This is a genomic window from Fredinandcohnia onubensis (assembly GCF_002734215.1).
Taxonomy (GTDB): domain Bacteria; phylum Bacillota; class Bacilli; order Bacillales; family Bacillaceae_L; genus Ferdinandcohnia; species Ferdinandcohnia onubensis.
In genome coordinates, this window is record NZ_NSEB01000003.1 from 204,748 (window position 1) to 231,486 (window position 26,739).

At 36.9% G+C, this 26,739-nt stretch carries 25 protein-coding genes; 17 read left to right on the forward strand and 8 right to left on the reverse strand.

What is annotated here, in order from left to right:
• Positions 1 to 184: 184 nt before the first annotated feature.
• The 9 genes from CKK03_RS02850 (at position 185) to CKK03_RS02890 (ending at position 8,538) form a co-directional block, all read left to right on the forward strand.
• Positions 185 to 772 carry a DNA-3-methyladenine glycosylase gene (locus CKK03_RS02850; protein ID WP_099361116.1) on the forward strand — a complete coding sequence of 196 codons (588 nt, stop codon included), beginning with the start codon at positions 185 to 187 and terminating at the stop codon, positions 770 to 772.
• Between the two features lie 145 nt (positions 773 to 917).
• Positions 918 to 1,265: a lmo0954 family membrane protein gene (locus CKK03_RS02855; RefSeq protein WP_099361117.1), complete on the forward strand. Its 348-nt coding sequence runs from the start codon at positions 918 to 920 to the stop codon at positions 1,263 to 1,265.
• 43 nt (positions 1,266 to 1,308) lie between these two features.
• A complete protein-coding gene (locus CKK03_RS02860; protein WP_099361118.1) occupies positions 1,309 to 1,956 on the forward strand; it encodes a PspA/IM30 family protein in 648 nt (215 codons plus the stop codon).
• Positions 1,957 to 2,063: 107 nt separating this feature from the next.
• Positions 2,064 to 2,798 carry a cell wall-active antibiotics response protein LiaF gene (gene liaF, locus CKK03_RS02865; protein WP_099361119.1) on the forward strand — a complete coding sequence of 245 codons (735 nt, stop codon included), beginning with the start codon at positions 2,064 to 2,066 and terminating at the stop codon, positions 2,796 to 2,798.
• A complete protein-coding gene (locus CKK03_RS02870) occupies positions 2,795 to 3,835 on the forward strand; it encodes a sensor histidine kinase (RefSeq protein ID WP_099361120.1) in 1,041 nt (346 codons plus the stop codon). The genes liaF and CKK03_RS02870 overlap by 4 nt, the downstream gene beginning before the upstream one ends.
• On the forward strand, positions 3,828 to 4,460 hold the full coding sequence (locus CKK03_RS02875; protein ID WP_099361121.1) for a response regulator: 633 nt from the start codon (positions 3,828 to 3,830) through the stop codon (positions 4,458 to 4,460). The genes CKK03_RS02870 and CKK03_RS02875 overlap by 8 nt, the downstream gene beginning before the upstream one ends.
• Positions 4,461 to 4,753: 293 nt before the next feature.
• Positions 4,754 to 5,899, forward strand: coding sequence for an HD-GYP domain-containing protein (locus tag CKK03_RS02880; RefSeq protein WP_099361122.1), 1,146 nt, complete (start codon positions 4,754 to 4,756; stop codon positions 5,897 to 5,899).
• A 169-nt stretch (positions 5,900 to 6,068) separates the two neighbouring features.
• Positions 6,069 to 7,271, forward strand: coding sequence for a hypothetical protein (locus CKK03_RS02885; protein WP_099361123.1), 1,203 nt, complete (start codon positions 6,069 to 6,071; stop codon positions 7,269 to 7,271).
• A 37-nt stretch (positions 7,272 to 7,308) separates the two neighbouring features.
• Positions 7,309 to 8,538, forward strand: coding sequence for an ATP-binding protein (locus CKK03_RS02890; RefSeq protein WP_099361124.1), 1,230 nt, complete (start codon positions 7,309 to 7,311; stop codon positions 8,536 to 8,538).
• A 63-nt stretch (positions 8,539 to 8,601) separates the two neighbouring features.
• On the opposite strand, the gene CKK03_RS02895 is transcribed toward CKK03_RS02890, so the two are convergent.
• Positions 8,602 to 9,930, reverse strand: coding sequence for a helix-turn-helix domain-containing protein (locus CKK03_RS02895; RefSeq protein WP_099361125.1), 1,329 nt, complete (start codon positions 9,928 to 9,930; stop codon positions 8,602 to 8,604).
• Between the two features lie 169 nt (positions 9,931 to 10,099).
• On the opposite strand from CKK03_RS02895, the gene CKK03_RS02900 reads away from it, so the two are divergent.
• The 3 genes from CKK03_RS02900 (at position 10,100) to CKK03_RS02910 (ending at position 14,501) form a co-directional block, all read left to right on the forward strand.
• Positions 10,100 to 11,641: an AbgT family transporter gene (locus CKK03_RS02900; protein WP_099361126.1), complete on the forward strand. Its 1,542-nt coding sequence runs from the start codon at positions 10,100 to 10,102 to the stop codon at positions 11,639 to 11,641.
• 96 nt (positions 11,642 to 11,737) lie between these two features.
• Positions 11,738 to 13,051: an amidohydrolase gene (locus CKK03_RS02905; protein ID WP_099361127.1), complete on the forward strand. Its 1,314-nt coding sequence runs from the start codon at positions 11,738 to 11,740 to the stop codon at positions 13,049 to 13,051.
• 7 nt (positions 13,052 to 13,058) lie between these two features.
• Positions 13,059 to 14,501, forward strand: a complete 1,443-nt coding sequence (locus CKK03_RS02910; protein WP_099361128.1) for a M20 family metallopeptidase — start codon at positions 13,059 to 13,061, stop codon at positions 14,499 to 14,501.
• Positions 14,502 to 14,560: 59 nt separating this feature from the next.
• Here CKK03_RS02910 and CKK03_RS02915 read toward each other — a convergent pair whose 3' ends face one another.
• Entirely contained in the window at positions 14,561 to 14,785 is a 225-nt protein-coding gene (locus CKK03_RS02915) for a hypothetical protein (protein ID WP_099361129.1), read from the reverse strand.
• Positions 14,786 to 15,130: 345 nt separating this feature from the next.
• On the opposite strand from CKK03_RS02915, the gene helD reads away from it, so the two are divergent.
• On the forward strand, positions 15,131 to 17,437 hold the full coding sequence (gene helD, locus CKK03_RS02920) for an RNA polymerase recycling motor HelD (RefSeq protein ID WP_180271127.1): 2,307 nt from the start codon (positions 15,131 to 15,133) through the stop codon (positions 17,435 to 17,437).
• Positions 17,438 to 17,480: 43 nt separating this feature from the next.
• Here helD and CKK03_RS24100 read toward each other — a convergent pair whose 3' ends face one another.
• The 4 genes from CKK03_RS24100 to CKK03_RS02935 form a co-directional block, all read right to left on the reverse strand.
• On the reverse strand, positions 17,481 to 17,612 hold the full coding sequence (locus CKK03_RS24100) for a hypothetical protein (protein ID WP_281254465.1): 132 nt from the start codon (positions 17,610 to 17,612) through the stop codon (positions 17,481 to 17,483).
• 56 nt (positions 17,613 to 17,668) lie between these two features.
• Positions 17,669 to 18,535: a permease gene (locus CKK03_RS02925; protein WP_099361175.1), complete on the reverse strand. Its 867-nt coding sequence runs from the start codon at positions 18,533 to 18,535 to the stop codon at positions 17,669 to 17,671.
• Positions 18,536 to 18,591: 56 nt separating this feature from the next.
• The gene (locus tag CKK03_RS02930) at positions 18,592 to 19,047 is read right to left on the reverse strand and encodes a MarR family winged helix-turn-helix transcriptional regulator (RefSeq protein WP_099361131.1); all 456 of its coding nucleotides are present in this window, start codon (positions 19,045 to 19,047) and stop codon (positions 18,592 to 18,594) included.
• Between the two features lie 195 nt (positions 19,048 to 19,242).
• The gene (locus CKK03_RS02935; protein WP_099361132.1) at positions 19,243 to 20,799 is read right to left on the reverse strand and encodes an ABC-F family ATP-binding cassette domain-containing protein; all 1,557 of its coding nucleotides are present in this window, start codon (positions 20,797 to 20,799) and stop codon (positions 19,243 to 19,245) included.
• A gap of 247 nt (positions 20,800 to 21,046) precedes the next feature.
• Here CKK03_RS02935 and CKK03_RS02940 point away from each other — a divergent pair, with 247 nt between their 5' ends.
• The 4 genes from CKK03_RS02940 to CKK03_RS02955 all read left to right on the forward strand — a co-directional run bounded on the left by CKK03_RS02940 (position 21,047) and on the right by CKK03_RS02955 (position 25,449).
• The gene (locus CKK03_RS02940; RefSeq protein ID WP_099361133.1) at positions 21,047 to 22,375 is read left to right on the forward strand and encodes a polysaccharide biosynthesis protein; all 1,329 of its coding nucleotides are present in this window, start codon (positions 21,047 to 21,049) and stop codon (positions 22,373 to 22,375) included.
• 235 nt (positions 22,376 to 22,610) lie between these two features.
• Positions 22,611 to 23,300 (forward strand): Na-translocating system protein MpsC family protein, encoded by a 690-nt coding sequence (locus tag CKK03_RS02945; RefSeq protein WP_099361134.1) that lies wholly within the window; start codon positions 22,611 to 22,613, stop codon positions 23,298 to 23,300.
• A 141-nt stretch (positions 23,301 to 23,441) separates the two neighbouring features.
• On the forward strand, positions 23,442 to 24,122 hold the full coding sequence (locus CKK03_RS02950; protein ID WP_099361135.1) for a Na-translocating system protein MpsC family protein: 681 nt from the start codon (positions 23,442 to 23,444) through the stop codon (positions 24,120 to 24,122).
• A 118-nt stretch (positions 24,123 to 24,240) separates the two neighbouring features.
• Entirely contained in the window at positions 24,241 to 25,449 is a 1,209-nt protein-coding gene (locus CKK03_RS02955) for an ATP-binding protein (protein WP_099361136.1), read from the forward strand.
• 328 nt (positions 25,450 to 25,777) lie between these two features.
• Here CKK03_RS02955 and CKK03_RS02960 read toward each other — a convergent pair whose 3' ends face one another.
• Entirely contained in the window at positions 25,778 to 26,149 is a 372-nt protein-coding gene (locus CKK03_RS02960; protein WP_099361137.1) for an ArsR/SmtB family transcription factor, read from the reverse strand.
• Entirely contained in the window at positions 26,149 to 26,565 is a 417-nt protein-coding gene (locus CKK03_RS02965; protein WP_099361138.1) for an SRPBCC family protein, read from the reverse strand. Before CKK03_RS02965 ends, CKK03_RS02960 begins: the two co-directional genes overlap by 1 nt.
• Positions 26,566 to 26,739: the final 174 nt, after the last annotated feature.

A 26,739-nucleotide genomic window follows, 5' to 3' on the forward strand; every position in this document is an offset into this window, starting at 1 on the left:
CCCTCACATGCCAAAAGCCACCAAAGTGAAGGTGCGAATAAGGCGTAATCATACCCTCACCACCAACAAAGATCTCACACGAGGGTACAAACCGAAAACAACCATATTAACAACCCATACCAAGAATACACCCACCAACCCAATCCCATACTATACCTAAAAACCTAAACTAAAAGGAGCTGCCATGACGGAAATCCTACCTGAATCATTTTTTCATCAACCTACATTAGAACTAGCCAAAGCTCTCCTCGGATGTAAGCTTATAAAAGAAACCGAACAAGGCGTGGCATCAGGTTACATTGTAGAAACAGAAGCTTACAAAGGTCCACTTGATCGTGCGGCGCATTCTTTTAACAATCGAAGGACTAAGCGAACAGAGGTGATGTACGGCAAGCCGGGCTATGTCTATACATATCAGATGCACACTCATTGTCTCGTGAATGTGGTCAGTAACGAAATTGACGTACCGGAAGCAATTCTTATCCGAGCGGTTGAGCCTGACCGGGGAATGAGCCTTATGTATGAACGCCGCGGCCAAATGCCCGCCAAAAATCTAACAAATGGTCCAGGGAAACTAACGAAAGCATTAGGGATAACAATGGAGGACTACGGACGCCCATTTTTTGAACCACCCATTTACATCACAAAAGGCTATATTCCTAAAGACATCTCAATCGGCCCACGAATTGGAATTGAAAATACAGGAGAGGCAAAGGATTATCCGTGGCGATTTTGGATCACTGACAATCCGTTTGTTTCCCGCAAAAGATAAGGGTTTGCTCGTACCTGAGCAGACCCTTTTTTTCATAAAAACTTACGCCTACTAAGCCTCAGGTCCTAGTGAAAAATATAACTGGGGCTCATTATAGCAAATCGAAAATCAGGATAAGATTGAATCATGAAAGGAGGAAGTAAACATGAAAAAATTCGGATTGTTTATTCTTGGAGGTATTGCAGCAATTGTGCTTTTATCGCAGGTTGGACCACTAATTGGTTTAGCAATTAGCCTAGCCATTCTGTATTTTGCATTTAAACAGTTTATGAAGACTGACTCAACATTAGGTAAGGTACTATGGGCAGTTGTTGGGGTTATCGCTCTTATTGCGTCAGCTTCAAATGCACCCGCAATTCTAGGCGTCGTTGCAGCATACATTCTTTATGTTGTTATTAGAAACTGGAAAAAAGAAAAAAAAGAAGTCGTATCTGAATCAACTGACCCATTCACTAACTTTGAAAGACAATGGGCTGAATTGAACAAACGTTAATTTTTCGAAATAAGATTACTCATTAAAAAGGAGAATGATACAAATGGCAAACCTATTAACTCGTATAAAGGACACAATTTTAGCAGACTTTCATGGCGTGTTAGATGAAAAAGAAAAGAAAAACCCAATCGCATTGCTTAACCAGTATCTACGTCAATGTGAGGCAGAGGTTGAGAAGGTTCGCAAGCTTGTCGAACGTCAGCACTCATTAAAGGATCAATTTGCAAGAGAACATCGCGAAGCAGCGGATCTTGCAGAAAAGCGTAAATACCAAGCAGGTGTAGCACAGCAAGCTGGTGAAACAGAATTATATGAGTTCGCTGTTCAGGAACAAGTGTCATATGAAGAACGTGCGGCTAAGTTACAGGAAGCACTAAAAAATACAGCTACAGAACTTATTGGACTTGAGAAAAAGTATGAGGAAATGAAACATAAGCTTAAAGATATGCATATTAAGCGTATGGAATTAATGGGGCGTGAGAACATAGCACGTGCTAATCACCGCATGAACCAAGTGCTTGACACAAATGCATATACGAATAAGGCTTCAAGAACGTTTGAAGAAATGGAATCATATCTTGATCGTCTTGAACATCAAGTAAATTCCTCTTATCATCGCAATACAATCGATGCAAGAATTGCACAGCTTGAAAAAGAAGTGAAAAATGAAGAAACACATTCAATTTCATAGTGAAAACATGGTATTCTAAGAAGGCGTAGACAATCTACGTCTTCTTAGCCCCTATACCTTACGGGCGATAATCAATGCATTCAATGAGATGAAGGGAGGATCCGGACATGTTAAATAAAATCAAATCAGACAATCTAAATGCATTTTTTCTTCTTGGAATCATTTTATTAATCATTGAAGTTACGTTTTTTAATGGCGGAGTCCTTTTCTCTTTTGTAATATCGTTTGGATGTATTTATATTGGTCGTAAAAAATTGCCGCGAACATTTGGCAAAATCCTGTTTTGGTTTGGATGGATTAGTTTAGCTTTTACCATTTTAAATATGATGACAGTAAAATTTTTGATTCTTGCCGTTCTTATTTATTTACTTATTCAATTTTTACAATCTAAGAAAAAACCTCATTATATTAAACCTGAAATAAAAGAATCGGAAAAAACATCAAAACAAGAACCAATTCTTAGACGTCAGCCATTGTTTCAAAACATCGTCTTGGGTCAACAAAAAACACCAGAGTATGTGTATGAATGGAATGATGTAAACATTCAGTCTGGAATTGGCGATACGATTATTGATTTAAGCTACACGGTTTTACCTAAAGGTGAATCAGTAATTTTTATTCGAAATGTGATTGGGAATGTTCAAATCTTTGTCCCGTATGAGGTTGAAGTGAAGGTACATCACTCCGTCCTTTATGGAGCCACAACGATCTTTGAAAATCAGGACGCTAAAACGGTGAACCAAACACTTCATTATCAGACGGAACAATATGATCACACAGAACCCAAGCTTAAGATCGTCACTTCTATTGGAGTGGGGGACCTAGAGGTGAAACGAGCATGAGTACCGTAAAAAAACAAATCATTGTCGGTATTTGTGTCTCGGTGTTTTTATTTGTAATGGCTCATGTTATTGCATTCATGGCCTTTCCTTTAGCCAATTGGTCCGAACTCTGGCAAACAAAGCTAATGGATTTACCGTATATTATTTTAGCTTTAAGTATGAGCTTAATTACTGGGCTTGTTTTTGGGATATTGTCAGGGTATTTATGGAGAAAACAGCTACTCTCTGTCTCTAGCGCGATTTATCAAATGGAACAGGGAAGATCCATTTCTGACATCCCAGTAAACCAAACAGCTGAATTCAATACCATTTGGGAGCGGATTAAAAAGCTACAAACTCATATCGCTGAGCAAACGAAGCTTTCTCAAAAACTTGCAAATGAAAAGGCTGAGGATCAGGAAAAACGAATACAACAAATTGTTTCAGATGAGCGTAACCGGTTAGCGAGAGAACTCCATGATTCTGTTAGCCAACAACTCTTCGCTGCGTCGATGATGATGTCCGCTATCAACGAGTCTAAGCCACGAACAGATGAACGTGAGGCAAGGCAGTTTAAGCTTGTTGAGGAAATGATACATCAATCACAACTAGAAATGCGCGCACTCTTGCTCCATTTACGTCCAGTTGCATTAAAAGGAAAGACACTCCAAGAAGGAATTCAGGAGCTATTAGTTGAATTATCACAGAAGGTACCCGTTACAATTGAAACAAAGATTGAGGACTTTCAAATTGATAAAGGGGTCGAGGACCACTTATTTCGCATTCTTCAAGAGTCAGTTTCAAACACCCTCCGCCACGCAAAAGCAAATCAGTTAGAAGTCCTGTTAATTAAAAGGGATGAATTTATCATTTTACGAATCGTTGATGATGGAATTGGATTTGATGTGGAACAAGCGAAGACTGGTTCCTATGGTCTCCAGAATATGTATGAACGTGCAGTGGAAATAGGCGGTACAATGCGGACCGTTAGTCTTAAAGACAAAGGAACACGGATTGAAGTAAAAGTACCAGTGTTAGAGGGTGGAGAAAATGATTAAAGTATTATTTGTCGACGATCATGAAATGGTAAGGATAGGAGTTTCCTCCTATTTATCCGCACAGCCAGACATTGAAGTCGTTGGTGAAGCGGATGACGGAAAAATAGCGGTTGACTTAGCACTAGAGCTTCGACCTGACATTATATTAATGGACCTCGTAATGAAGGAAATGGATGGCATTGAGGCAACAAGAAGAATCATTGAGAGCTGGCCAGAAGCAAAAATCATCATCGTCACAAGCTTTATTGATGATGAAAAGGTATATCCTGCTTTAGAAGCGGGTGCAACGAGCTACATGTTAAAAACATCGAAGGCGAGTGAAATCGCTGAGGCCGTACGTAAAACCTATCATGGGCAGTCGGTATTAGAGCCAGAAGTAACGGGGAAAATGATGGTTCGAATGAGACAAAAGGAAAAACAGCTTCCACATGAAGAATTAACAAACCGTGAAATGGAAATCTTGCTTTTAATAGCGGATGGAAAAACGAATCAAGAGATCGCGGATGAACTTTTTATCGCACTAAAAACGGTAAAAGTACATGTAAGTAATATCTTAAGTAAGCTCGAGGTACAAGATCGAACACAAGCGGTCATATACGCATTCAAACATTCTCTAGTACAATAAAATAATTTTTCGACAAAAAACGCAGATTTCTTTCTGTGTTTTTATTTTTGTATTAAAATAAAAGAACGTTTTTTATCGAGTGGGCACAAGGGCTCATAAGCTAATTACCATATTTTATGGGATGAAGGAAGATTTTTATACCTAATTAACTATTTAGTTTGTAGGACAGATGGTTTATAATTGAAAAGTCGATATTTGACGAATTGCGTCTGTGACTTTTGTACCTTTTTTGTTATAAAAAAAGGATTATTGCATATATATCTAGAAATATAAGAGAAAATGGAGAAAAAGAGATGCAGAAGATGAATAAAAGATCGGTATTTTTGTATGAGGAGAAAAGGACTGCCGTTTGGTTTAGCCTTTTATTCCTAATTATAATGATAGGGTATGATTTATTTTATTATTTTATATATCCCAGTTATGTAACTAATGTACCATTCGGATTCCCTAATAAGTTTGGATACGTTATCCACATTATTATTGTGCTTTTAATACCTTTAATTTTTTATAATAATAATAAAGATAAGCAGTATTTAACCAAATACTATTTCTTTTTTACTTATACATTATTAAGTTTTATAAATGATTTAGTCACTTATTGGGATAAACCTGATTTATTCTCTAATGGAAATGCTGTGGAGCTTTTCCTAGTATTATTTTCTCCTATTTTTGTTAATAAAAAATATTTCTGGGTAGTTTCAACAGGTTTAACAATTAAATATCTTTTGATTGGTGCAATACTTGGAACAACATTAGTAGCTCTTCCAATTGTTTTAACCCTAGTTCTAGCTATCGTAGCATATATACTACTTACTAGATTCTATGGATATGTGAATGCGCTAAGCACTGCCTATGATCAACAAATGGAGGGTATTGTAAAAGGTGTAATTGCTGCCTTAGAATTAAAAGACCCTTATACAAGAGGTCATAGTGAAAGAGTAGCTAAATACGCAATGGTATTAGCGAAAGAGTTGGGAACATTTTCTCAGGATGAATTAAAATCTTTTAATTATGCTTGTTTGCTGCATGATATAGGTAAGGTCAATATTCCTGATTCTATACTTATGAAACCAGCAAAATTAACGAATGAAGAGTATGAAATTATAAAAACACATCCAGTCGTTGGAGAAGAAGCAGTTAAAAACGTGGAGGGGCTGGGTTCAAGTATAAGTATTATTAGATCACATCATGAAAGATGGGATGGTAAAGGTTATCCCGACCAGCTAAAAGGAAACGATATTCCTTTAAATGCACGAATTACGGCAATTGCGGATGCGTTTGATGCAATGACTTCGTCACGTTCATATCGAGGTGCACTACCTATAGAAGAGGCCTATAATCGAATTCTTCAAGGAGAAGGAACTCAATTTGACCCAAATCTAGTAGCAATGTTTAAAAAAGTTTATCCACAATGGATTGAGATACAGAAAGAGTCATAAACTATCAAAGCAGGAGGTGACGAAATGAAAATCAAAAAACTTAAAAAGATAAAAGCGACATGCTGGTGGTGTGCATGGTTACCAGGTGGCCGACCATAAAAATATTTTCGAAAGGATGCTTACAAAAAGTGGAGCATCCTTTTATTATGAAGAAAAGTAGGTGTGAAGATTGCAATTAACTGCTGATTCTATTTTATGTTTACACGAGTTAGAGATTCGCAAAGATAATAAGAATTACATTATTGAAGATAAAGTAACTCATGAATTTTATGAAATGCCAGTAGTCTGTATTGATGCAATTGAGTTGATTAACAACGGTTTATCGCTTGGTGAAATAGAACACCTACTCATTGAAAAATATCCAAATGAAGAAATTGATTTACTTGATTTTGGCCAACAATTGCTGGATTTAGATTTAGTAGAAATGGTAGGTGGTGCAAAAGTAAGTGTAGAAAAAACACGTACTCATGAAGAATTAGGGCTTAAATGGATATCACCGAAACTAGGGAAGATTTTCTTTAATCGGTTTACTCGTTTTTTCTATCCATTATTTTTGTTAGTGAATCTCTTTCTTTTTGTGAAAGATACCAATCTTTTTCCTCGCTATCAGGATCTATTTGTCTTTGATACAATGATGTTTAATATTCTTTTGTATGCCGGAATTTCAATTGTGTTAATCTTTATACATGAATGTGGACATATTTTGGCTATCCGCTCGTTTAATCTTCCAACACGATTACAAATTGGCAATCGATTGTTTTTTGTAGTATTCGAAACGGACCTTACACAAGGATGGAAGCTCTCTTCAAAGGATCGGAACCTATTATTTTTAGCAGGAATGTATTTTGATAGTTTCATACTTTTAGTTGCCTTAATCTTAAAAATGTCTAACCCATTTTCAAATGAGATTATGAATGGAATTATTGGTTTGATTATTTTCGATATTGTGATTCGAATCATCTATCAATGCTGTATTTATATGAAAACAGATCTTTATTATGTTTTTGAAAATAGTACGGGGAATTATAATCTGATGGAAAGTGGAATTGAATATATAAAAGGACTATTTAATGGAAAACAAGAAACAACATATAACAGAAAGATTGTCTTCTATTCCTTTTTCTTTTTAATAGGAGTTTTGTTGACCTTCTCTATGTTTGGCTTTTACTATTTACCTCAATTAGTATATATTATGATAAATGTTCTCCTTGGGTTTACTGAGTCATTATCATCAATAAAGTTCTGGGATGCTTTCGTTTTCAGTGCGCAGATGTTGATTTTCCTTTTACTTCTTTCGTACTCATTGTTTAAAAAATTCGAAAATAAGAGAGGATATAGGACTATATACTCAGGTGAAGAAAATAATATATAATGAAAAAGCATAATCATTTAACTAAGTGAGGATAGATATGTCTTATCTAAAACATAACTCTCTTCTTTTGCATGAAGAGAAGAAGGCGCTACGTTTATATTTAATATTGTTTTATAGCATTTTCGTGCTATATGATTTCTTCTATTATTTTATATACCCTATATTTATTCACGCAAAGATTGGCCTACCTACTGATTTTGCATATGTGGCCTATATATTAATAATAATCCTTATTCCAGTCTCATTCTATTTAAAGAAAATAGGTAAGCTGCATTTGATTAAATACTTTTATGTGTTGTCTTATCTTTTAGTCACTGGAATTGATGATGTAATCACTTATTGGGGAAGTAATGCAGAGTTTAAGAGTGGAAATGCAGCTGAAATTGCCTTTGTGCTATTCTCTCCTATCTTCATAAATAAGAGATTCTTTTTGACAGTTTCCATTGCGATTACAATGAAATATGGATTGATTGGTCTATTATTAGGAAATGGTGTTGTATTGGCACCAATCCTCCTAATTGGTATGTTTGGGCTTATTGCATACATCCTCCTAACCCGTTTCTACTCGTATATCGAAGCATTGTCGGAAACGCATGAGGAGCTCCGCAAGAAGGAGAAGCTTGCGTTTGTAGGGCAGATGGCGACGACGGTTGGACATGAAATTCGTAATCCGTTGGCGTCCTTAAAAGGGTTTACCCAGCTTCAGCGGGAAAAACATAAAGAGGATGAAGTACAATATATGATCATGGAGCAGGAAATTGATCGAATTAATTCAATCCTTAATGATTTACTGGTTATCGGCAAACCAAGGCAAATTAATGTGACGAAATGTAATCTAAAGGAACTTCTTGAATATGTCCTTTCGATCATTGAGCAATCTGAGAACGCGAGGAATGTTGTAATTGATCTGAAAATGGATGAGGTTGTTCTGGATATCGATTGTGATGAAAAACAAATGAAGCAGGTTTTCTTAAATCTCATTAAAAATGGTTTTGAGTCCATGCCAGAGGGCGGTAAGCTAACGGTTAATGGCAGCCAAACTGCCAATAACATGGTGTCAATTATCATTAGTGATGAGGGCTGTGGAATTCCTGTGGATGTACAAGAAAAGCTGTTCGAACCATTTTTTACAACAAAGGATTATGGAACGGGTCTAGGCTTAATGGTGTCTAAAAAAATCATCGAAGACCATCATGGGAAAATTAGCATTAATAGTAAACCTGCAAAAGGAACAAAGGTAGAGATTATATTACCGATTACGCAATAAAAAAGTCGACTCTGGGAGTCGGCTTTTGTTTTTAACTATAAAAATGTATTCATTTTTCAAAAATTAAGATAATTTTGCTAAGAAATCAATATGATAAACTTTCTTGGGCCTACCACGTAATTTTTTTTGTTTTTTATAAGAGACTTCAGCTACTCCCTTTTCCTCAAGCTTTTGTAAGATACGGTTTGCTGCTCTTTGAGATATTCCAAAATGAATGGCAAGATCATCTGAAACAATCTCATTTGTTTGAAGCTTTTCCAAAACGGCCATTATTTTTTGTATATTTAATGCAGACATGCCTATTTGGCTGCTAAACTTCTCAATTTGGATGTTCAGTTGATTGGGAATCTGTAAACATGTCTCATCACCAAGAGGTCCAATTAATTGTTCATCTTCGGTCATTATATAGGACGTCCCGCGATCGATTCTTCTTTCTTTGTTTGCATGTTCAGCATTGAGACGAGCCTCTTGTAACGAATTGCCAATTCCCCAACCAATATCTATTTCGTAAGGTAATGTTTGCTTAAGATAAGACAAGAGCGAACATTGTGTAAACTCATTTGTAATGTCTATCAATGCCTTATAGTTTGTAATGACCTCAAAATTAAGGAAGTTTCTCTGGATAATAAAGCCGTGTTGATTGTTACTATTGTAATCTAACAGTGCTTGATTCAACAGTAACATTTTCCGTTCAAGGTCATGATTCATATCAGGGCTTATTGTTATTTGTGAAATAGCAATATTACCGATAGCTACTTGATTTTCAGTTAAACGCATCATTTTAATTTGATTAATAAAATCATTCACTTTTTTAATCATTGATTCTAAGGAAGGATAAACAATAACATGTTTGATGCCGTTTTCAGTTAATTTTTTTGATATACTACTAACCCTCGTAAAAGAAAGATCGATTTTGCCAGCTTCAAATAAGCTTACATGCTGCTGAAACACGTCATCATATACTGTCTCTGTGTCAAATGACTCAATATCCTCGTTATGAAAATAGGGAAACTCTTCTTCTTCTAACCATTCCTTTAATCCTAGAAAATTATTTTGCTCAAAAATAAAATCAATTAATGTTCTTGAAATATCAAAATTCTTTTCTTTTAAAATTGTTTTGCATAATGTTTTATAAAAATCACTTTCATTTAAATCAAAGTAGATGGTAGGTTTTTCAAAGTACGTTAATTCCTTTTTCATATAAAAATAGGGGACCTGACCACTAAAGATGATTCCGTCCATAAATAGGGCGTTTTTTTCATACATTTCTTTAATTTCATTAAAGTTTTCGTATGGAAGAAACGTAAATTGACATTGATTTTCAAAAAAGTCTTCTAATTCTTGAATCCACGTTAATGAATTTTTTGCAGTGATGATTCCTATTTGAAACATCTATTAACTCCTTGTTTTTTCTTTTATTATACTATAGCAAAAATAGACATTATAGAAAATAGTCAGAATCTTACATTGTAATTATTTATTTTTTCTATTATGATAGAAACTATATTAGGAAGTGGACAAAAGGTGTCCGAAAATAAACCAAAATAAAAGAGGTGATGTGATGGCTCAACCAACAGTTGAAACTCAGAACAATCAAAATCAAAAAGGATATATGCGAATATTAAACTTTATTGAAGTGTTAGGTAACAAACTACCACATCCATTTATGTTATTCGTATATTTAGCAGGATTTATGATTCTGTTTTCTTGGGTCGTTAGTCTATTTGATGTAACTGTTATCCATCCAGGATCTGGAGAAGAACTAGAAATTAAAAGTTTAATTTCCGGTGAAGGGTTACAGTTTATGTTAACCACAATGTTGGATAACTTTACTGGCTTCAAACCATTAGGTCTTGTTTTAACAATGATGCTAGGGATTGGGTTAGCTCAGAAGGTTGGATTGCTTGAAAGTGCGATTAAACAATCCATCATGAAAGCGCATAAGTCCATTATTACCTATGCTGTGTTTTTTGTAGCGATTATGGGTAATATTGCATCTGATGCAGCATTTGTTATTATTCCTCCTCTTGCAGCAGTTATTTTCCATACAATGGGTAGACACCCGATTGCTGGTTTAGCCGCTGGATTCGCGGGTGCTGGAATTGGTTTTACTGCAAACATTCTTATTGCTGGTACAGATGCACTTCTATCTGGAATTTCAACAGAGGTTGCAAAAACAATTGATCCAAATGTAGTAGTTACGCCTATTGATAACTGGTTTTTCATGAGTGCTTCTGTATTTGTTCTTACCGTGGTTGGGGTATTTGTCAACGATAAAATAGTTGAACCAAGGCTTGGAAAATATGAAGGTGGCGCGATTAGCGAGAAATCAAAAGAAGTTGATCCGCTAGAAAAAAAGGCACTAAGAAACACATTGATTGCTGCACTTATTTATATTGGCGCAATTGTAACTCTAATTTATATTCCTAATTCTCCGTTAACAAATGAAGAGGGAGGGTTAATTCCTTCTCCATTCCTAAGTGGAATTATTCCAATTATTTTCCTATTCTTTGTTGTCGTCGGTATAACCTTTGGGGTGACAATGAAGAAAATCAAAACCACGTCTGATGTACCAAAGTATATGACTGAGGCCATTACCGAAATGGCTCCTTATATCGTACTCGTATTTGCGATTGGACAATTTATTGCGTATTTTAACTGGAGTAATCTCGCAACATGGATTGCTGTTAATAGTGCAGAATTCTTAAGTCATGCAAATATTTCGGGCTTAGCTGTCATTATTGGCTTTGTCATCTTAACCGCATTACTTAGTCTATTTGTAACGAGTGGTTCAGCATTATGGGCACTCGAAGCGCCTATTTTTGTTCCAATGATGATGCTAATGAACTATCATCCAGCATTTGTTCAGGTTGCTTATCGTATTGGTGAATCATCTACTAATATGCTAACACCACTTAACCCATATATTGCGATTATCCTCGCTTTTATGAATGAATATGATAAAAAAGCTGGAATTGGTACATTGATGGCACTGATGATTCCTTACTCTATTGCATTTTTAGCAATCTGGATTGTCATGCTACTCGTATTTGGCCTATTTGGTATTCCAATTGGACCAGGAATTCAAATGTACATGAATTAATTTGTTTTTATAAAAGCTTGTAGATTACTTGTTTTAGGAGGAGGGATTAAAGCCCTTCTCCTATAAACATTTCAACGTCTAAAAGGGGTGACCAAGATGTCAAGAAACTATGCACAAATGGTAGAAGAGATTTATCCAACAATGGTTGAATGGAGACGAGATTTTCATAAATACGCTGAATCTGGCTGGGTCGAATTTCGAACTGCTTCAATTGTTGCTTCAAGACTATCAGAATGGGGTTATGAGGTTAAGGTTGGTAAAGAGGTAGTCGATCATCACTCTCGAATGGGTGTACCACCGCAATCAGTACTTGAAATGCATGAAAAAAGAGCGTTAGAGCAAGGAGCAAAAGAAGAGTGGCTCCCATATTTATCTGGTGGATATACAGGAGTAGTTGGTGTATTAGACACAGGAAAACCAGGACCAACTGTTGGACTACGATTTGATATGGACGCACTAGATATTCAGGAATCTTATGCAGAAGATCATTTCCCTGTTAGCCAAGAATTCCAGTCTATTAATTCTGGGATGATGCATTCTTGTGGACATGATGCGCATACTTCAATTGGTCTAGGACTTGCCAAGCTTTTAACAGGAATGAAAGAGGAACTAACTGGAAAAATTAAGCTCATTTTTCAACCTGCTGAAGAAGGAGTACGTGGTGCAAAATCCATGGTTGAAGCAGGAGTCGTCGATGATGTTGATCTATTTATTGCAGCTCATGTTGGTACAGGAGTTCCATTAGGTGAGATTATTTGTGGTTCTAATGGATTCTTATCAACGACAAAATTAAATGTTGAGTTTTCTGGAAAAGCTGCACATGCTGGGGCAAAACCAGAAGAAGGAAAAAATGCTCTACTTGCTGCTGCTTCAGCGGTTTTAGGCTTACAAAGTATCCCTCGTCATAGTGGTGGGGCATCGAGAGTAAATGTCGGGGTACTTCAAGCTGGAAGTGGAAGAAATATCATCCCTCAACATGCTCACTTAAAGGTTGAAACTCGTGGAATTAATACAGAAGTTAATGAATTTATGTTAGAAAGTGCAAAAAATGTATTGAATGGCGCTGCTTCCATGTATGGAGTGGATGTTGAATATGACATCGTTGGGGAAGCCCGTACAAGTAATTCAAGTGAAGAATTAATCGAGTTTATGCATGATAGCATCGGGAATGTAACAGGCGTACATTCGATCGTAAAGTCGTCTTCTTTTGCTGCAGGTTCAGAAGATGCAACCTACATGATGGCTAGAGTGAAGGAAAATGGGGGGCTTGCAACCTATAGCATTCTAGGAACTACTTTAGCTGCAGGCCATCATAATGAAAAGTTCGATATCGATGAAACAGTCATGAAAATTGGAGTAGAATCATTTCTACACATCTTAACATCAGTTAAAAATCGACAATGGGGGTAAGTGAAAATTGAACTTTGTTGAAAAAATAAACGACTATATAGAGGCAAAAAGAGACACATATATCAAAATTAGCGATCAAATTTGGGACTTGGCTGAAACAAGATTTGAAGAGCATCAGTCTGCGAACGTTTTATGTCAGGCGCTTGAAAATGAAGGTTTTAAGGTTGAACGTGGAGTAGGTGGAGTCGAGACAGCATTTACTGGTACTTTTGGAAGTGGAAAGCCGGTTATTGGGATTTTAGGAGAATATGATGCACTTTCAGGTATGAGTCAAAAAGCAGGTTCTACCACATATGAACCTCTCGAAGAAAAAGGGAACGGTCACGGTTGTGGACATAATTTGCTAGGAACTGCTCCATTAGCAGCGGTTATTGCCGTTAAGCAATATATGGAGGAAAACAATGTATCTGGTACCATTAAATATTATGGATGCCCTGGTGAAGAAGGTGGTTCAGGAAAAACATTCATGGCAAGAGAAGGTGCGTTCGATGATATTGATTGTGCCCTCACATGGCATCCACATTCAACGAGCGGAGTATTTACGCTATCAACTCTAGCAAACTATCAAGTTTATTTTACATTCAAAGGAGTAGCTGCCCATGCTGCGAACTCCCCACATCTAGGCAGAAGTGCATTAGATGCGGTTGAACTAATGAATGTAGGTGTCAATTATTTACGTGAACACATTATACCAGAGGCACGGGTCCATTATTCCATTACCAATACAGGAGGATTTTCTCCGAATGTAGTCCAAAGTGAAGCACAAGTTCTCTATTTAATTCGAGCACCTCATATGAAGGATGTAAGAAGTATATATGAACGTGTTGTGAATATTGCTAAAGGTGCAGCCCTGATGACGGAAACAAAAGTCGAGGTCACTTTCGATAAAGCGTGCTCAAACTATATTCCAAATAATGCTCTAGGGCAAGTGTTACATAATCATTTGGAGAGTGTAGGTCTTGCGGAATATAATGAAGAAGAAATGAGTTATGCGGAAGAAATTAGAAAGCAAATTTCAGATGATGATGTTCGCAATGCCCTTAATGAAATGAAAAAAGTTGCAGGATCAAAGGCCAATTTAATTACAAGAGACTATGCAACAAAAACATTCAACGACCTTGTTGTCCCATATGAAGAATCAAATGGTATCTTGTTTGGTTCATCAGATGTTGGGGATGTAAGTTGGATTGTACCAACAGCACAATTCTTTGGGGAATGCTTTGTATTGGGAACACCACTTCATTCATGGCAGTTAGTTTCCCAAGGGAGAACATCCATTGCTCATAAAGGAATGCTTCAAGCAGGTAAGGTGTTAGCTAATACAGCGTTAGATTTATTCCTTCGTCCTGAGGTAATTGAAGATGCAAAAGTTGAATTAGAAGAAAAATTAGAAGGAAATCCATATGAATGCCCTATTCCAAAAGGGGTAGAGCCATCTCCATTAGCATAATAAGGTAGACACAAAAGTAGGCGCATGATTCATTCATGCGCCTACACTGTTTTTATCCATTATTTTACTTCGGCTTCAGATTCCTTAATGCCTTTGTTTTGATGCCACATTTTAATATGAGTTAATATAGTAAAGGTAAAAAAGAAATTCATCGCCAGCACGCTAACGAGTAGTTGTAAATCCCCAAAATAAATGCCAGTATACCCTTTTAATTTAATCACAATAAAGCCTTCAAAAAGTAATAAAAAGAAACTTAAAAAAGCGGCAATCCCTGTCCGAATCATCATTAGCTCCCCCTTATGTATGCTAAAATCTATTTATATTTCTAGTAATTGTGGATAATTTGTGAACTTACTTAAAATTATACACTACTCTTTAATGATTCGTAAGATGTAAGCGCTAAAAATTATTAGGCAAACATTTTTTCGCAGTTAAGGGTGCTGCAAGCAAAAGTTAATAATGAATATCCCATAAAAGGAAAATATAGGTTGCCTTCGTTAATGGTGTATACTATAATCAAAAATACGTCTTTTACATATTGTATCGGAAAATTTTGTTCTTTGTGCTTACTTACCATGGATTATCGGTTAATTCATGGTTTTTTCTTCTTGATAAATGGAGGTGGTTTGATGGTGGAGGAGAAACATCCTAACTTCGATGAGGAAACAGAACGGTTGGATTTTACGAAAAAGTACATGGATATTGTCATTCAGGCATCAGAGTCAACCGAGGAGAACTTTCGTGAAAATTTAAAGGGAGCCCTAGATGGTATTGATTTCAAAGACAGTAGCATGAGTTATCTTAATATGTTAACGAATTCAACCTTACTAAGAAGAACGCATGAAGAGGTGCGGAATCTGAAGAGAAACCGCAACAAACCATACTTCGCGAGAATTAACTTTAATCGGGAAGAAACGGGAAAAGAGGAGGTCCTCTACTTCGGGAAGGTCTCTCTCTTTGATAAGGAAACCCAACAGCCAATTATTGTGGATTGGCGTTCACCTGTTGCTAACCTCTATTATGACGGCCGCCTCGGGGATGTCTCGTATGAGGCAGAGGGGGAGGAGTTTAAAGGGTACTTGGCGTTAAAGCGCCAGTATATCATTGAGGATGGGGAGCTCGCAGAAATTCGGGATGTAGATTTAACAACTACCGATGAGCTTCTGCAAAAGTCATTGTCTGAAAGTGCAAGTAACCGCTTAACTGATATTGTCTCAACTATTCAGGAGGAGCAAAACAGTATCATTCGGGCGGATTTGAATAAACCAATCATTGTCCAAGGAGCCGCAGGAAGTGGAAAAACAACAATTGCCCTACACCGCATCTCTTATTTTATTTACACCTATGCAGAGTATTTTTCTCCTGACCAGCTGATGATTCTGGCACCGAACCGCCTTTTTATCGATTATATTTCTGAGGTGCTTCCAGAATTAGGTGTTGATCACATCCAGCAGACGACGTTTGTTGATTTTGTGAAAAAATGCCTTGGAAAACCGATTAAGCTCACGAAAGCAGATGCAAAGCTACTCGGATTCATCCATGATGAATATAACAATCCAGAAATGATTAAATGGATCTCAGCATTTAAAGGTTCTCTTGAGTACCGGGATATGCTGGAGCATTATGTGGAGGATATTTTAAGCTCCTTGCTACCAAAAGAGGACTTCTTTGTATCAAAGTTTCGGCTATATAAGGCGAGAGATATTCATCATTTAATGACCTATGAATATCGCTATCTTCCATATTATAAGCGGATTGAAAAAGTGAAAAAGGTGCTTCAAAACACGGTCCGGTTGGAAAAGAAAAAAATGCTTCATAAAGTGACAAAGTTTTATGATGAGAAACTTGATAACGTGTTGTTCAAAACACAAATCGACCCGGAAAAACGCCGTCGTTATGTGACAAAAGCGCTGGATAAAAAAGCGGAGCTTATTGAAGAAATCACAAAGCAATCCCGCACGGCAGTTAATACCTATATTAAAAAGCTTCCACATCACGATGTATTCTACTATTTTCAAAGGTTTGTGACCGAATTATTTCCAACCTATGCGTCAGGGATTCTGACCGATGAGCAAATACAATTCTTTATGGACTATCAAAAACAACTAAAAAAATCATATGAGATAGAGGATTTAGCTGGACTTTTGTATTTGAAGGCAAAGCTTTATGGGGTGAAAAAAGAGCTGAAGGCCCGCAATGTTGTCATTGATGAGGCACAAGATTATAGCTATTTTCAATTAGCCGCATTAAAAACAGCACTTGAAACAGACATGTTTACGATTGTAGGGGATTTAGCCCAAGGAATTCACTCTTACCGGGGCATTAACAATTGGGCAACAGTTAGGGATAACATCTTTCCGAGGGCAACCTATAAGACCCTACAAAAAAGCTACCGGACCACCATTGAAATTATGAATGCAGCAAACCAATTACTTGATCTACTGCATCTAAATCTACCTATGGTTGAGCCAGTTGTCCGCCACGGAGATAAGCCTGTTTTTCATCAAATTAGTGGGTCTGAGAAGGAAACCGTTCTCGCCATAACTGAGGTAATTAACACTCTTTATGATGATAATATGAAAACAGTCGCGATTATCGGCAAGACCAATAAAGAGTGCCAAAAACTAGCGAAAGCCTTTAATAAATATAGTGATCTTCCCGTGCAGCTTTTAAAAGAAAATGAGGAAATTAATAAGCAAGAGGTCGTCATTGTCAGTTCGAATCTGTCAAAAGGCTTGGAATTTGACGCGGTGTTGATTTATTCGAACGAGGAAGTATTCGATAATAATGAAATAGATATTAAGCTTCTTTATGTATCCATGACTCGTCCATTGCACCGGCTGCACTTTTTCGGAACGGATCTTACGAATTTTTTGCTGGATAAAGTGGATGATGAGTTATATCAAATAGAAGATAAAAAGGAGCTTGGCAACTAGGCTCCAAGTCAATGCCCCACTTCATCAGAAGAGGGGCATTACATTAGCTACAACAAGATTGCTGTTTATCACAGCATTCAGCTACATCTTTTTCATCCTTAACTTCTTCGATGGTAATGGAGCAGCAGTCTTCCTTGGAAAAACCTCTAAATTTGCTAATAAAACCTTTAAACATAATAATCTCCTCCTAATCGAAACATATTTATATCAATCTTTTAAAAGATTAATACCTTACATAAAGTAGAACAAGGTACCTGACAAAGTAGACATTGTAAAAACCGATAGTAAAAAGGCAACAACTAATCGTTTATGAAAAATGGAATTTAATAAAGCAACTTCTGGTAAACTGGCACCTGTTGAACTGATCATAATAGCCATCACAGGACCTAGAGCCATTCCTTTTGCAACCATAATTTGAGCGATTGGAATCATGGTGGATAGCCTTATATAGAGGGGAATCCCAATAATCGCTGCCACAGGTATTAACCACCATTCATTTCCACCAAAATACGTAGTAATAAAACCAGTCGGAACTGCACCGTGAATGAAAGATCCAATTAAAGCGCCGACAATGAGGTAGGGGTAGACAGTTTTCATAAGGGATAACGTCTCTGCCCAAGCCTTTTTCATATTGAATTTTGTGACTCCTTCGTTTAAGCCTTTGACGATAACGTTTTTAACAGCACGTTCGAATCCAAGTGCTTCAAGTGTAAATCCGATAATAATCGAAAAAACAGTCGTAAGAACTGTATATAAGACAGCGACTTTCCAACCTAAAAGTGCACCCATTAAAGTAAGTATGGTTGGATCAAGAACAGGCGATGCGAATAGGAACACCATGACAAAACCGAATCTCATCTTTTTCTGAAGCATTCCAACAACTATAGGGATGGTCGAACAGGAACAAAATGGTGTTATGAATGCTAATAAGATAGCGACAGTTGCTCCGACCACTCTATTAGAATGAACTAAATACTTCTCAAGTTTCTCGTATGGAATTAATCCCTGAAGCATGCTTATGACTAAAGAGATAAGAAAAAATAGCACGGTTAATTCAAGCGCAATTGATAAAAAGTCAAAAAATACGTCTTTCCACATTGTATTCACTCCTTTAATATTTGCAAAATGCAAGTATTGTTTCAAATAGTGTCCTCCTATTTAGGAGGACAACAATAGCTTTCTGATTTCTTCATTGCATCATTTAATAATTTTACAGATCTTATCACCGACTCTCGTTCATATTCGCTTAGGTGAGATAGGATTTGACTTAGATAATGATTCATTTCTTGATCGATATTAATCTCCATTGTTTCACCTTTTTCTGTAAGGGAAAGAATGTTGACTCTGTTATCATTTGGATGAGGCGTTTTCTTAACGATTTCTCTGTCTACTAGTGTTTTTATTTGTCGGCTAAATGTTGTTATATCAATACCTAAAGCCCCAGCAACTTCTTGCATGGAAGGGTTATTCTGTCTTTTTATTTCGTATAAAATATGACTTTGTAAAAGGCTAATTTCTTCTCCACAGCAGTTTTCACAGCACTGTTCATTTAGGAAACCAAATCGTCTTACAACCATTTGAAATAAGCTTCTCAAGTTATTATTTTCCATTATTTTCACCTCTGATTTATTTATACGATAAATATTTGCGGTTTGCAACTATTTTTATTATCATTTTGCAACTATTTTTATGGGAACCAGGGGGGGAACCAGGGGGACGGTTCCCCTGGTTCCCGTGGATGTAATTTAAAAATAGTGTCCATTGAGGACCAATAGAACCGTCCCTATGGTTCATAACATGTAATCCTAGAAAACTTTTGTTGTCCAAGATTCAACATTCCATACGTCTGTCACAACGTCATGATAAAATTCAGGTTCGTGGCAAATGAGGAGCATGCTTCCTTTATATTCTTTAAGGGCACGCTTTAGTTCATCTTTTGCGTCAACATCAAGATGGTTTGTCGGCTCGTCAAGAAGAAGGATGTTTGTATCTCGATTAATTAATTTACAGAGACGTACTTTTGCTTTTTCCCCACCGCTTAATACTTCAACTTTGCTCTCGATATGCTTTGTCGTCAAGCCACATTTTGCAAGTGCTGCACGAACTTCATACTGGTTGAAGGAAGGGAATTCACTCCAAATTTCTTCAATACAAGTATTATAGTTAGCTTCTTTAATTTCTTGTTCAAAATAGCCGATCTCTTGGTTCTCACCTAGCTCGACAGAACCAGATAGTGGTTTATTCATACCAAGGATGCTTCGTAATAGAGTGGTTTTTCCAATCCCGTTTGCCCCAACTAACGCAATCTTTTGACCTCTTTCCATGCGAAGATTAAGCGGTTTTGAAAGTGGATCATCATACCCAATCACAAGGTCCTTCGTTTCAAAAATAAGCTTACTTGACGTTTTACCTGTTCTAAAATTGAACTCTGGCTTCGGCTTTTCCTTTGCGAGCTCAATGACTTCCATCTTATCGAGTTTCTTTTGGCGAGACATTGCCATATTTCGTGTGGAAACACGGGCTTTGTTTCGAGCAACAAAGTCTTTAAGCTCAGAAATCTCTTGCTGTTGCTTTTTATAAGCTGACTCGAGCTGTTGTTTTTTCACTTCATAGACCTTCTGGAAGTTATCATAATCCCCAACATAGCGGTTAAGCTCTTGATTTTCCATATGATAAATCAGGTTGATTACACTATTTAAAAATGGAATATCATGCGAAATCAGGATAAATGCATTTTCATATTCTTGAAGATAACGTCTAAGCCAGATAATGTGCTGCTCATCCAAATAGTTGGTAGGCTCATCGAGTAATAGAATATCTGGCTTTTCAAGTAAAAGCTTCGCAAGCAATACCTTTGTACGCTGACCACCACTTAAATCTTGAACATCACGCTCAAGACCGATATCCTCTAAGCCCAGTCCACGGGCAATTTCGTCTACCTTCGCATCAATAACATAGAAGTCATTGTTTGTAAGGGTATCCTGGATAGTTCCAACGTCCTCAAGCATTTTTTCAAGTTCTTCAGGAGTTGCGTCACCCATTTTTCCGTATATTTCATTCATTTCCGCTTCCATATCAAATAGATATTTAAAGGCATTATTTAATACATCGCGGATGGTCATTCCTTTTTCAAGCACCGTATGCTGGTCAAGGTATCCAACGCGAACGTTTTTTGACCATTCAATTTTCCCTGCATCAGGCTCAATCTTGCCAGTGATGATATTCATAAATGTTGATTTACCTTCACCATTTGCTCCAATCAACCCGATGTGTTCACCTTTTAAAAGACGAAATGAAACATCATTAAAGATTGCACGATCACCAAAACCATGGCTCACATTTGAAACTGTTAAAATACTCATCTATTTACACCTTTTTCTAGGGACCAGGGGGACGGTTCCACTGATCCCGTGTTTTCAAAAAATTAAAACAAATAGGGACCAGTAGAACCGTCCCTATGGTTTACATATACCGATTATAAACGAGAAATTAAGCGGTTGGAAAGGGTACTTTATTAGAAGTACAGTAAAAATTTTCTTTTCGTTAAATAATTTATGGACTTGTCTCATATCTATTTAGTACTGAATAAAATAAATAAGGGGCTACAGGATGAATACATTCTTTAAAGGAACATTGTTACTGATTATCGCAGCATTTATTGGTGAATGTGTGGAGTTCTTAATCAATCTCGTTCTGGCTAAAGAGCTCGGTGGGCATGGAATGGGATTATATATGACCATTTTGCCTTCAATCTTTCTAGTTGTCATTTTGGCAAGTTTGGAGCTACCTATTTCCATTTCTAAATTTGTTGCCGAAAAAGAGGACAGGTATCACAAGAGTATGCTAAAGCATGCCACCGTTTTAACAACGGTATTTACAGCGATTATTATTTCGCTCGCATTTGTAATTCTACCAGTTATCCCTGTTTTCGATGATTACCATCCATTTGTTAGATGGCTCGTCATCTTGTTTATTCCCATCGTTTCGTTTCTATCAATTGCCAGGGGCTATTTTATGGGCATACAATCGATGGGGCGAATTGCATTTGCGAATTTCCTTCGTAAAGCAGTCCAGTTAATCTTATTAGTGTTTATTTATCAATTGCTTGAATTTGAGATTCATACTTCAATCCTTATCGCCTTATGTACACTTGTTGCAAGTGATTTAATCGTATTTGGTTATTTAGGATATGAATATCTCATCCATTATCGTAGATTAGGCCATCGGCCGACATCATCATTAAGTGGAAAAGCTGTACGCAAAAACCTGCTAGCTGTTTCCTTACCGACAACCGGAATGCGAATTTTTCATGCGATTTCACATGCGGTTCAACCATTTTTAATTAAAGCAGCTCTTTTAAAAGCAGGCATGCCCGCAGCGGTCGCAACGGAGCATTTTGGTTTGATGACTGGAGTCGCATTAACAATAGGCTTTTTCCCAGCTTTTATCGCTCATTCATTGCTGATCGTGTTAATTCCAACCGTATCAGAAGCCTACTCAAAGAGAGATATGTCAATGTTGCAAAACCTTCTCAAACAGGTAATGAGATTGACCTTCCTATACGGGGTTCCAGCCTGTGTGATTTTTTACTATTTCGCTGAGCCACTTACACATATATTCTTTGAATCATCTTCAGCCACTGTGTATTTGCAAATGTTATGGCCATACTTCTTATTCCATTTCTTCTTAATCCCGATGCAAGCCTATTTAATCGGGTTAGGGTTGGTAAAGGATGCATTTATCCATAATGTTTGGTCAACTGTCGTATCCTTTGGGATTATGTTTGCCTTAGGATCCCTTCAAACTTTGCAAATGGAGGGAATTATCATTGGTATGAATATGGGTGCTGTTTTACTTGCACTTCTGCATTACGTAACAATCTGCAGGAAAATTGGTGTCTCCATATTTTCAATCAAGTTTTTACACACGGCAACATAGTTCATTTTGTTTGTCTTTATAGTAACTTCGTGATACAATGAGCAAGATTAATGTCTAGCAGTCATTAGTCTCAATATTTGCAACTAATAAAGTAGTATTTATTAAAATATTAAAATTCATTTTTCAAAAAGATTGGTAAATGGTAGAATACGAATAAGTCTAACCATGGCCTAACTTCTATTTTGTGTAGAGGTTAGGCCATTTTTTATTGCGTTTTAGGAGGATAATAGATCGCATGTCGAGGAGTTACATTACAAAACAGGAAGAATTAACACAAATCAGCAGCTATGTGAGTAAACAAATAAAATCAAAATTCGGAAAAGGTCCAGAAACTTGCTTTACGTCGATTTCTGAACAATACATTGTGGTACACATAAAAAAGTTTATGACAAAAATTGAATATGAACTCGTTGTAAAAGAGGATATTGAAACCGCCGAGAGAATACGAAAAAATATAACGGAAGACCTTTTTGAGCCTATTCAGGATACGTTAGAGGAGGTATTGTGTGTAAGGATCAACCATTTATATCAAGACTGGAACTTCCAAAAAAACACGGGTGTGCTTCTGGCGGAAGTGGTTCAGGAAGAGAGGAAATCAACGGAAAATTCGCTTGAATTTATGATGCTACGAAACGAGATTAGCAGACAAAGCGAATTTTATCAATATCAGCCAAAAGAGCTTGATATGACGAAAATTGGTTCAGCAGTTTATATCATTAGATGTGCAGGCTATTTACTGCCAATTGAAAGGTTGTTAATTGAAAAAGGTATGCACATTCTATCAGAAAGAGAAGATAGAGTTCGCAAAAATTACAATGCGAATATAAAGAGATTCAACAAAATTACAAACAAAGAAATAGATGATATCTTTATGATTTGGAATTATGACAAAGATGTAAGCTATAAGGTTTTTTATTGTAAGTAATGATTTCCTAATAATTCCTACCAAAATTGACAAACTAAGTAGTGTACATGGAAATGAAAGGGAAACAATGCTACAATAATAAAGGCTGATGAATAGAAGGTCATTGGTTATTGTAGTGAATTCCCTAAAGGTGGGAATCACATGGATTTACAGGGAAAATTAAAATACATAAGTAGTTACACAAGCAAGCTTCTCCGAAATAAATTTGGACGGGGACCTGAGTCCTGTTTTGCGGTTACGGCTAATCATTTTTTAGTTTTGCAAATCCGTGGTTTCATATCTCCAATGGAAGAGGTTCTTTTACAGGAGAATCAGCGTATTCAAGTGGATCATGCAAGGGATGTTGTAATCAAAAGTATTTTAGCAGAATTAAAAGGTGTATTTCAGGTAACCCTTGAAACGGAAGTAAAAACATTTTTTCATGATTGGAACTTTCCGAATAACACGGGTGTTATTATCGCAGAATTAGAAAGTCCGTTAAATCAAATGGAAAAGGATAAAGCAATTGATTTTGCACTTCTTGAATCCGAAATCGATAGGATTAGTAAACTAGTCCAAAAGATACCTGAGAAAACATCTAGTTTTCAAATTTCCCCAAGGATTTTTATTGTGAAACGAGATGGAATCTTGGTACCCATTGAAAAGGCGTTATTAAAAAGAGGCTTTGAGAAGGAACTTCTTTTTACAAAGGACAATCTTGAAAAAAGCTATCTACATCGACATGGAAAGTATGAACAAATATTTTCGCAGCCAGTCGCTGATATATTTGTTGATTGGGACTTTAAAGAAGACAACAGTTTAATCTGTTTTATATTGAAATAAAAAATGGTAAATGCGAGGATGTCTTATTTGGACAAGCCTTCGTCATGGCCTAACTTCTTTATGAGGTTAGGCCTTTTTTCTTTTTTTTAGAAATAAATAGGGAAAAGGTTGGGGAGAAATGGGAAAGAGAAGATGGAAGGCATTAAATTTTTCGATATTTCTGTGTAGTTTGATTTTAATTTTGGGTCAAATCTTTTATGTAGGAATCATGAATCGTTGGGAAGTGTATCTTTTACTAATTGTGATCACAGCATCATTATTTTCCGTTTATGAATCTCGAAAAAATCGAGAGTTTCGCTTTTTAGTGGAAAATGCTCCATATGCGATTATCCTGATGCGCCAAGAGGAAATTTTCTATATAAATGATACGGGTAAATTTCTTATAGGAGCTTCAGATGACAAATCGGTCGTTGGCCATTCGTTGAAAGATTTTATCAAATATGACTCCAAAAAGACAACAAGAAAAATAGAAAAAGGAAATAAGTTTAAAAAGATAACGGAAGGGATAATTGACCATCCGTCATTAGGCGAAATCTCTGTTGAACTCAAAGTAATGCCGATTACCTACCAAGGAGATTTTTTCCAATATATTGTCGTACGGGACATTACGGAAGTGAAAAAGAGCCAAGAACTTATTCAACAAACTGATAAACTTTCATTGATTGGTGAAATGGCAGCGGGGATTGCACACGAAATTCGAAATCCTCTTACAAGCTTAAAGGGGTTTGCGCAACTTTTGCAGGATGAAAAAGCTACAAAGATGATTAACAGTTACTCCGAAATCATGGTATCCGAAATAGACCGGATTAACACCATTGTTGATGAAATGCTATTACTCGCAAAGCCGAAAAAACTTGAGCTTAAGAAACGAAGGCTCACAACAATCTTGAATGAAGTGGTGTTTCTCTTAGATACACAGGCAATTCTTCATAATATCAGAATCAAAACAGCCTATGATGATGAACTAAAAAATGCGTTTATCAATTGTGAGGAAAATAAACTGAAGCAAGTCTTTATTAATATTTTGAAAAATAGTATCGAGGCAATCGATGATGGAGGAATCATCGATATTACGTTATACCCAAAAGGAAACAATGCGATCCTTCGCTTTGCTGACGATGGATGTGGAATTCCTAAGGACAAGCTTGATAGAATCGGCAAAGCGTTTTTCACAACAAAAGAAAAAGGCACCGGCCTTGGCTTAATGATCTGCCAAACAATTATCCAAGAGCACGGCGGCCAACTAACGATCGATAGCGAGGAAAACAAAGGCACAACCATAGAAATTTCATTGCCGCTAATAGCTGAAGGTCTTCATCTGGGATGAAGACCTTTTTGTTTGGGGATTGTTGGGAGGTTGGGGGATGAAAGATCGAACAATCGCTGAGTCCGGGCGTAAAATCCTTCATGGCAGTGGTGAAGTCCCGTGCACCAGCTGATTCCGGGGGTAAAGTCCTTCATGGCGTTGATGAAGTCCCGCGGACAAGCTGAGTCTGCCCGTGGAGTCCTTCATGGTGTTGATGAAGTCCCGCACAATAGCTGAGTCCGCGCAGAAAGTCCTTCATCGCATCGATAAGCTCGTTAAGCTTGCTCTCATTAAAAAGTTAAGGTCTTCATCAACGGATGAAGACCTTAACACAAGACACATAATGAACTTAGTAATCCGAATCCGACGGCTTTACAACTTTTAATCCACTACCACCATCTGGACCGTTCTCGGCAATATGTTTTAACACTGACAGCTTATTATTCCAAAACTGATCGAAGTAAGCCAACCACTCGTGCAGCTCTGATAATGATTCGGGCTGAAGGCGATAGCGTTTTTCTCTACCAACCTTTTTGCCGCTCACTAAATTCGCCTCAGCGAGTATGTGTAGATGCTTTGCCACGGCTGTCCGACTCATCGAAAAATGACTTGTGATCTCTGAAATAGGGAGTTCCTTATTTGAAAGTAAACGGAGCACCTCTCTACGTGTTGGATCAGCAATCGCTTGAAATACATCATATTTCCCGGCCGACTCTGCCACTAATTAGTCGCCACCTGACGAAGTTTTTGCACGATACCTGCCCAACCGCCATTCATTGTTTCGCGGACCTCTGAAGCTTTACGATTTGCTTTACCAATGATTTCTTCAGAATCTTTCCAACCGCCATGTATAAGGGTGAACTCTGTTTTTCCATCGACTTCTTTTAAAAGAAACTCCACAACCCAGCCTTCCGTGTCCCAGGCAAAAGTAAGAAGATGTGGCGCCTCTACTTTTAAAACTTTACAAGGAGAGGGGCCAAATGGAGATTGGATATGAAATTCATGGCCTTCCTCTGCTACTAAATCATTGGGCATGAACCAAGTTCCGATTCCTTCCCCGTTTGATACAAGGTCCCATACTTTTTCAATAGGTGCTTCAATTAAAACAGTTTGTTTTATATCAGGTGTTTTTGCCATAATAAATCTCCTTTACGATTATATATAAAACCATTTGGTTTTGTATTTTGATTATATGAAACCAAATGGTGTTATGTCAATAGAATTTCATATGTAGTATGAACATCAATGATGTGGATAATTCTGGTGGTTTTGCATGTAAGATTTCATACCAATATATTGAATGTGACAAAA

Bases quoted from the DNA above. Each gene is read 5' to 3' on its own strand.
- CKK03_RS02850 (WP_099361116.1), top strand. From the start codon at position 185: ATGACGGAAATCCTACCTGAATCATTTTTTCATCAACCTACATTAGAA.
- CKK03_RS02855 (WP_099361117.1), top strand. From the start codon at position 918: ATGAAAAAATTCGGATTGTTTATTCTTGGAGGTATTGCAGCAATTGTG.
- CKK03_RS02860 (WP_099361118.1), top strand. From the start codon at position 1,309: ATGGCAAACCTATTAACTCGTATAAAGGACACAATTTTAGCAGACTTT.
- liaF (WP_099361119.1), top strand. From the start codon at position 2,064: ATGTTAAATAAAATCAAATCAGACAATCTAAATGCATTTTTTCTTCTT.
- CKK03_RS02870 (WP_099361120.1), top strand. From the start codon at position 2,795: ATGAGTACCGTAAAAAAACAAATCATTGTCGGTATTTGTGTCTCGGTG.
- CKK03_RS02875 (WP_099361121.1), top strand. From the start codon at position 3,828: ATGATTAAAGTATTATTTGTCGACGATCATGAAATGGTAAGGATAGGA.
- CKK03_RS02880 (WP_099361122.1), top strand. From the start codon at position 4,754: ATGCAGAAGATGAATAAAAGATCGGTATTTTTGTATGAGGAGAAAAGG.
- CKK03_RS02890 (WP_099361124.1), top strand. From the start codon at position 7,309: ATGTCTTATCTAAAACATAACTCTCTTCTTTTGCATGAAGAGAAGAAG.
- CKK03_RS02895 (WP_099361125.1), bottom strand. From the start codon at position 9,930: ATGTTTCAAATAGGAATCATCACTGCAAAAAATTCATTAACGTGGATT.
- CKK03_RS02900 (WP_099361126.1), top strand. From the start codon at position 10,100: ATGGCTCAACCAACAGTTGAAACTCAGAACAATCAAAATCAAAAAGGA.
- CKK03_RS02905 (WP_099361127.1), top strand. From the start codon at position 11,738: ATGTCAAGAAACTATGCACAAATGGTAGAAGAGATTTATCCAACAATG.
- CKK03_RS02915 (WP_099361129.1), bottom strand. From the start codon at position 14,785: ATGATTCGGACAGGGATTGCCGCTTTTTTAAGTTTCTTTTTATTACTT.
- helD (WP_180271127.1), top strand. From the start codon at position 15,131: ATGGTGGAGGAGAAACATCCTAACTTCGATGAGGAAACAGAACGGTTG.
- CKK03_RS24100 (WP_281254465.1), bottom strand. From the start codon at position 17,612: ATGTTTAAAGGTTTTATTAGCAAATTTAGAGGTTTTTCCAAGGAAGAC.
- CKK03_RS02925 (WP_099361175.1), bottom strand. From the start codon at position 18,535: ATGTGGAAAGACGTATTTTTTGACTTTTTATCAATTGCGCTTGAATTA.
- CKK03_RS02930 (WP_099361131.1), bottom strand. From the start codon at position 19,047: ATGGAAAATAATAACTTGAGAAGCTTATTTCAAATGGTTGTAAGACGA.
- CKK03_RS02935 (WP_099361132.1), bottom strand. From the start codon at position 20,799: ATGAGTATTTTAACAGTTTCAAATGTGAGCCATGGTTTTGGTGATCGT.
- CKK03_RS02940 (WP_099361133.1), top strand. From the start codon at position 21,047: ATGAATACATTCTTTAAAGGAACATTGTTACTGATTATCGCAGCATTT.
- CKK03_RS02945 (WP_099361134.1), top strand. From the start codon at position 22,611: ATGTCGAGGAGTTACATTACAAAACAGGAAGAATTAACACAAATCAGC.
- CKK03_RS02950 (WP_099361135.1), top strand. From the start codon at position 23,442: ATGGATTTACAGGGAAAATTAAAATACATAAGTAGTTACACAAGCAAG.
- CKK03_RS02955 (WP_099361136.1), top strand. From the start codon at position 24,241: ATGGGAAAGAGAAGATGGAAGGCATTAAATTTTTCGATATTTCTGTGT.
- CKK03_RS02965 (WP_099361138.1), bottom strand. From the start codon at position 26,565: ATGGCAAAAACACCTGATATAAAACAAACTGTTTTAATTGAAGCACCT.